This window comes from Lentzea pudingi (assembly GCF_014646255.1).
Classification (GTDB): domain Bacteria; phylum Actinomycetota; class Actinomycetes; order Mycobacteriales; family Pseudonocardiaceae; genus Lentzea; species Lentzea pudingi.
Genome location: NZ_BMNC01000005.1, coordinates 379884 through 385894, shown reverse-complemented (window position 1 = coordinate 385894; position 6011 = coordinate 379884). Strand labels below are relative to the sequence as shown.

6 protein-coding genes are annotated in these 6011 nt (G+C 71.2%); 3 read left to right on the top strand and 3 right to left on the bottom strand.

Annotation, left to right across the window (positions count from 1 at the left end; genetic code table 11):
- Positions 1 to 3: 3 nt before the first annotated feature.
- From IEY88_RS20760 to entS, 3 genes are read right to left on the bottom strand one after another with little or no spacing between them, the layout of a single operon-like run.
- Positions 4 to 210, bottom strand: a complete 207-nt coding sequence (locus IEY88_RS20760; protein WP_189156431.1) for an MbtH family protein — start codon at positions 208 to 210, stop codon at positions 4 to 6.
- A gap of 51 nt (positions 211 to 261) precedes the next feature.
- On the bottom strand, positions 262 to 1068 hold the full coding sequence (locus IEY88_RS20755; RefSeq protein WP_229693582.1) for an alpha/beta fold hydrolase: 807 nt from the start codon (positions 1066 to 1068) through the stop codon (positions 262 to 264).
- On the bottom strand, positions 1044 to 2306 hold the full coding sequence (gene entS, locus IEY88_RS20750; RefSeq protein WP_189156430.1) for an enterobactin transporter EntS: 1263 nt from the start codon (positions 2304 to 2306) through the stop codon (positions 1044 to 1046). Before entS ends, IEY88_RS20755 begins: the two co-directional genes overlap by 25 nt.
- Positions 2307 to 2374: 68 nt before the next feature.
- Here entS and IEY88_RS20745 point away from each other — a divergent pair, with 68 nt between their 5' ends.
- From IEY88_RS20745 to IEY88_RS20735, 3 genes are read left to right on the top strand one after another with little or no spacing between them, the layout of a single operon-like run.
- A complete protein-coding gene (locus IEY88_RS20745; RefSeq protein WP_189156429.1) occupies positions 2375 to 3982 on the top strand; it encodes a (2,3-dihydroxybenzoyl)adenylate synthase in 1608 nt (535 codons plus the stop codon).
- Entirely contained in the window at positions 3979 to 4980 is a 1002-nt protein-coding gene (locus tag IEY88_RS20740) for a FecCD family ABC transporter permease (RefSeq protein WP_229693581.1), read from the top strand. Before IEY88_RS20745 ends, IEY88_RS20740 begins: the two co-directional genes overlap by 4 nt.
- On the top strand, positions 4977 to 5999 hold the full coding sequence (locus IEY88_RS20735; RefSeq protein ID WP_189156428.1) for a FecCD family ABC transporter permease: 1023 nt from the start codon (positions 4977 to 4979) through the stop codon (positions 5997 to 5999). The genes IEY88_RS20740 and IEY88_RS20735 overlap by 4 nt, the downstream gene beginning before the upstream one ends.
- The last annotated feature ends 12 nt before the right edge of the window (positions 6000 to 6011 follow it).

Genomic DNA, 6011 nt, shown 5'->3' with positions numbered 1-6011 from the left:
GCCTCAGCGCTCGCCGCGGACGAGGCTGAGCGGACGCATGTCCGTCCAGCTCGACTCGATGTGCGCCAGGCAGGCTTCGCGGGTGTCCTCGCCGAAGACGACCCGCCAGCCCTGGGGCACCTCGGCGAACGTGGGCCACAGCGAGAACTGGCCCTCGTCGTTGACCAACGCGTAGAAACGCCCGTTGTCGTCGTCGAAGGGGTTCGTCACTGCAGCCTCCAGCCAGACGGGTTAACTGAGGCTTACCTTAGTTAGGTGGGTCTAACGGTGTCCAGCGGCGAAGAACTCCAGAACTGCGGCGTTGACCACGTCCGGCCGCTCCAGGTAGCCGTAATGGCCGCAGCGCTCCAGTTCCACGTACCGGGCACCGGGAATCGCCTCGGCGACCTCCTGGGACAGGTGCGGCGGAAGGCGAAGATCGTCGGCGAAACCGACGACCAGACAAGGCACCTGAATGTCCGCATAGGCGGCCAGCCGGCTCGATTCGAGCGCGATGTCGAGGTCGAGCTGCGCGCGCAGCCCCGGTGTCCACAGGATCGGTGACATCTCGAAGACGTCGAGCCAGTCGGAGATCGCCGCGTCGTCGTTCAGCGTGTGCGGTGACAGGTTGCGCAGCGCCCGGTCGACGGCTTCCTGGCGCGGCGGGATCTCGACGCCGGAGTCGACCACTTCCTTCTCCGCCAGCCCCATCGCCGCGCGCATCACGTCCGGCCGCCCGCGGGTGGCCATCAGCACGGCCTGGGACACGAGGTCCGGGCGGGCCAGCGCCAGCTCCGCCACGACCTGAGCGCCCATCGAGGTGCCCACGAGCCGGCACGGGCCGAGCCCCAGGTGTTCGACGAGCCCTGCCGTGTCCGCGACCAGGTCGTCGACGGTGAACCCGGGCTCGGCGGGGGAGATTCCCCTGTTGTCGAAGGTGATCACGCGGTAGCCGGCCTCGACGAGGGCGGGCACCTGGTGCAGGTGCCACACCCTGCCGCTCGCACCCGCGCCCATCACGAGCACCACGGGTTCGCCGGAACCCGTGTCGTCGTAGGAGAGCTTTATGCCGGGGAGGTCTGCGAACACGCGTCACCCCGCAGGTTCGCGCGACGCAGACCGGGCATGGTCAGTGCGACCAGGACGACGCCCGCGACGCAGATGACACCGCCGGCCGCGATGCCCAGCCCCGGGCCGAGCAGCCGCGCGGCCAGACCGGCCTCCGCGCCGCCGACCGCGGGCCCGCTGGTCGCCTGCGCGAGCCACAGGCTGCCCACCCTGCCCTGCAGGCGGTCCGGGGTGTGGTGCTGCAACAGCGCACGGCGCAGGATCTCGGACGTCGTGTCGGCCGCGCCCGCGACCACCAGGAACGCGAGACCCAGCCACAGGTGCCCGGACAGGCCGAACGCGGTGATCGACAGGCCCCACAGCAGCACGGCCCCGATCAGCGCGCGGCCGCTGTGCCGGAAGGTGTTGACCCAGCCGCTGAACAGGCCGCCGACGAACGCACCCACGGCGGGCGCGGTGTGCAGCAGCCCCACCGCTTCCGGGCCGCCGCCGAACACCTCGGCCGCCATCTGCGGGAACAGCACGTACGGCATCGCGAAGACCATCGCCCACAGGTCGATGATCAGCAGTCCGCGCACGATCGCGTTGGAGCGCAGGAACTTCCACCCCTCGGCGATGGACCGCAGGGGGTGTTCCTTCACCTCGTCGACGCCCTCCGGGCGCAGTGCCGGCAGCTTCCAGAGCAGCGCGACACCCACCAGGTAGCCGACCGCGTCGATCGCGAAGCAGGCCGCCACACCGGGTCCGGCCGCGATCAGGCCCGCGACCGACGGGCCGATCATCGCGCCGAACTGGCTCGCCAGCGTCAGCAGGGCTCCCGCGGCCGCGAGGTGCACGGGCCGGACCGTGGACGGGATTGCGGCCATCAGCGCCGATCCGCCGACGCCCGCGACCGCGCCCGCGATGACCGCGGCGACGTAGACGAACAACAGCGACGGCGACGGGAGCGACGCGTTGACCGCCAGACCGCCGAGCACGACCGCGACGACCACCCGCGAACCGAGGATGAGCTTGCGCCGTTCGTTCCGGTCGGCGAGCACACCGCCGGTCAGCAGACCGACCAGCAGGGCGGCGCCGAACGCCAGGCCCACCAGGCCGACCTGCACCGACGAGCCGGTGATCTGGTACACGTGCAGGTTGATCGCGACGTTCGTCAGTGCTGTGGTCAGCACGGTCACCGTCTGCGCGGCGAAAACGAGGCGGTATGCCGGGTCCTCGCGCAGTGGTGTGACATCGACGATGAGTTCACCGAGGCGCACGGCACCATCCCTCCAGTATGTCGGCTAGCCTAGCCTAACTTTCTTGCCGTGATCTCAGGGAGTCGACGATGCTGGACGGCTGCGTGCCTTGGCCTGGTGCACTGGCGGAGAGGTACCGGGCGGAGGGGTACTGGGCCGAGCAGACGCTCGACGTGCTGCTGCGTGAAGGCGCGGAACAGCACGCAGATCGGACCGCGCTCGTCGCCGCCGACGGCACCCGCTTCACGTGGGCGGAGCTCGACGCGTGGGCCGACCGGATCGCCGCCGGCCTCGTCGCCGCGGGACTCGCGCCGCAGGACCGAGTGCTGGTGCAGCTGCCGAACGTGCCGGAGTTCGTCGCTCTGTTCTTCGGCCTGATGCGCGCCCAGGTGCTGCCCGTGCTCGCCCTGCCGGCGCACCGCGAGAGCGAGATCGTCCCGCTCTGCGAGCTGAGCGGCGCGGTCGCGTACTTCGTCGCCGAGGACGACGGTGCGGGCTACGACTACCGCGACCTCGCCAGGACCGTGACCAAGGCGGTGCCCTCGGTCCGCCAGGTGTTCGTGGCCGGCGACCCGGCCGAGTTCGCTCCCCTGCCCGAGGCCGACCCGATCGACCTTCCCGCCGCGGACCCGTTCGAGCCCGCGCTGTTCCTGCTCTCCGGCGGCACGACGGGCACGCCGAAGCTCATCCCCCGAACGCACAGCGACTACCTCTACAACGCGCGCGCGAGTGCGGAGGTCTCCGGCTTCAGCTCGGACACCGTCTACCTGGTGGCGTTGCCCGCCGCGCACAACTTCGCGCTCGCCTCGCCCGGTCTGCTGGGCGCGATGTCCACCGGGGGCACCGTCGTGCTGGCGCCGGACCCCAGCGCGGACACCGCGTTCGAGCTGATCGAACGCGACCGCGTGACGGTGACCGCGGTCGTGCCGCCGATCGCGTTGCTGTGGATGGACGTCGTCGACTTCATGGACGCTGATCTGTCCACTTTGGAGCTTCTGCAGGTCGGTGGCGCGAAGTTCAACCCCGAGCCCGCGTCGCGTGTGCGCGAGGCGTTGGGCTGCGACCTGCAGCAGGTGTTCGGCATGGCGGAGGGCCTGCTGAACTTCACCCGGCTCGACGACACCGACGAACTGAAGACCACCACCCAGGGCGCCCCGCTGTGCCCGGCCGACGAACTGCTGGTCGTCGACGAGGAGGGCGAACCGGTCGGGCCCGGTGAGAGCGGCGAGCTGCTCACCCGCGGCCCGTACACGCTGCGCGGCTACTACCGCGCCGCCGAGCACAACGCGCGCGCGTTCACCGCCGACGGCTACTACCGGTCCGGTGACGTGGTGCGGCAGCTGCCGTCCGGGCACCTGATCGTCGAGGGCAGGCGCAAGGACCAGATCAACCGCGGCGGCGAGAAGATCCCCGCGGAGGAGCTGGAGAACCACCTGCTCGCGCATCCCGCCGTGCACGACGCCGCCGTCGTCGGCATGCCGGACGAGGTGATGGGCGAACGCACGTGCGCGTTCATCGTCGTCAAGGGGGAGAAGGCACCGACTCTCCGCGAGGTCACGGCGTTCCTGCGGGAGCGCGGTGTGGCCGCGTACAAGCTGCCGGACCGGCTCGAGGTGCTGGAGGAGTTCCCGCAGACGAAGGTCGGCAAGGTCTCCAAGGTCGCGCTGGTGCGTCTGCTCACCGGTGAGAACGGGTGAGCGTCAAGACCCCTGTGCTGTCCCGCGCCACGGGACTGGTGCTCGGCCTGGTCGCACTCGGGCTCGTGGCGCTGCTGTCGCTCGCGGTGGGCGCGCGGTCGATCCCGTTGTCGACGGTGCTGGACGTGCTCGCAACCCGTGACGGCTCCGATTCGGCGTTCGTCGTGTGGGAGCTGCGGATCCCGCGCACGCTGATCGGCATCGCGGTCGGCGCGGCGCTCGGGGTGGCGGGCGCGCTGATGCAGGCGCTGACCCGCAACCCGCTCGCCGATCCCGGCCTGCTCGGCATCAACGCGGGCGCTTCGGCCGCGGCCGTGCTGGCGATCAGCGTGCTGGGGGTGACGGACCTGCGGGCGTTCGTCTGGTTCGCGTTCGCGGGTGCCGCCGTGGCCGGCACGGTGCTGTACGTGATCGCGGGCAGGACCGGCGCGTCATCGGTGCGGCTCGCGCTGGCGGGTGCGGCGGTGTCGGCCGCCCTGACCGGGTTCACGCAGGCCGTGATCCTGGTGGACCAGAACGCGCTGGACCAGATGCGGTTCTGGACCGTGGGCGCGCTGGCACGCGCGGACATGGCGACGCTGACGGACGTCGCGCCGTTCCTGGTGGCGGGGCTGGCATTGGCGGTCCTGCTGGCGAAGCCGTTGAACGTGCTGTCGCTCGGCGACGACGTGGGACGGTCGCTGGGCGCTCATCCGGGCCGGACCCAGCTGCTGACGCTGGTCGCGGTGACGCTGCTGGCCGGCGCGGCGACAGCGGCCGTGGGGCCGTTGGTGTTCGTCGGCCTCGTCGCGCCGCACATGGTCCGGGTGTTCACCGGGCCCGACGAGCGGTGGGTGGTGGCGTACTGCGCGGTGTTCGCGCCGGCGTTGCTGCTGCTGGCCGACGTGCTCGGGCGGGTGATGGCGCGAGAGGAGATCGACGTGGGTGTGGTGACCGCGTTGCTCGGCGGGCCGGTGTTCCTGGTCCTGTTGCGGCGGAACAAGGCGGTCCGCGCATGACCGCCCTCCGCCCGGCTCCCGTCGTCGAGCTGGAGCTGCCTCGTTCGCGGGCACGACGGCGTTCCCTCGTCATCTCGCTCTGCCTCGTCGCCGCGATCGTGGTCGTCAGCGTGATCGCGCTCGGCACCGGGGCGATCTACGTGGCGCCGCTCGACGTGGCGCGCACGCTGCTCGGCAACGGCAGTCGTGTCACGAACTACGCGGTGCTCGACCTGCGGCTGCCCCGCGTGCTGATCGCGATCGCGGTCGGTGCGGCGCTCGGCATGAGCGGTGTGGTGTTCCAGAGCCTGTCGCGCAACCCGTTGGGCAGCCCGGACATCATCGGCTTCAACTACGGTGCCGCGACCGGTGGCCTGCTCGTCATCCTGGTCATCGGGGGCAGCCCCGCCGTGGTGTCGTCGGGCGCGCTGGTGGGCGGCCTCGTGACGGCACTGCTCGTGTACGTGCTCGCGTGGCAGCGTGGTGTGCTCGGGATGCGGCTGGTGCTGACCGGGATCGGTGTCAGCGCGATCCTGCAGGCGGTCAACTTCTACCTGATCGTCAACGCGGGGGTCGCCGACGTGGCGCGCGCGACGGTGTGGCTCACCGGCAGCCTGAACAACCTCGGCTGGCCCCAGCTGTGGCCGGTCGTGATCGCGCTCGTCGTGCTGGTGCCCGCGTTGCTGTTCGGCGTGCGGTGGCTCGAGGTGCTGGAGATGGGCGACGAGGTGGCGCAGGGTCTCGGCGTCCCGGTCGAACGCGCCCGCGTGTACCTGATCGTCACCGGCACGGCGGCGTGCGCGGTCGCGACGGCGGCGGCAGGCCCGATCGCGTTCGTGGCGCTGGTCGCACCGCAGCTGGCGAAACGGCTGGTCCGGTCGAACGGTGCGGGGTTGTTGCCCGCGGCCTGGATGGGCGCACTCCTGGTGCTGGTGGCGGACTTCGCCGCGCAACGGGTCGCCGGTGGCCTGCCCGTCGGTGTGGCGACCGGTGCGCTGGGCGGTGTCTACCTGGCCTGGCTGCTCTGGCGAAAGCCCTGACACAAGACGACG

What these genes read in the sequence shown, in the direction of transcription:
- IEY88_RS20745 (WP_189156429.1), top strand. Translation starts at nt 2,375, where the DNA reads ATGCTGGACGGCTGCGTGCCTTGGCCTGGTGCACTGGCGGAGAGGTAC.
- IEY88_RS20735 (WP_189156428.1), top strand. Translation starts at nt 4,977, where the DNA reads ATGACCGCCCTCCGCCCGGCTCCCGTCGTCGAGCTGGAGCTGCCTCGT.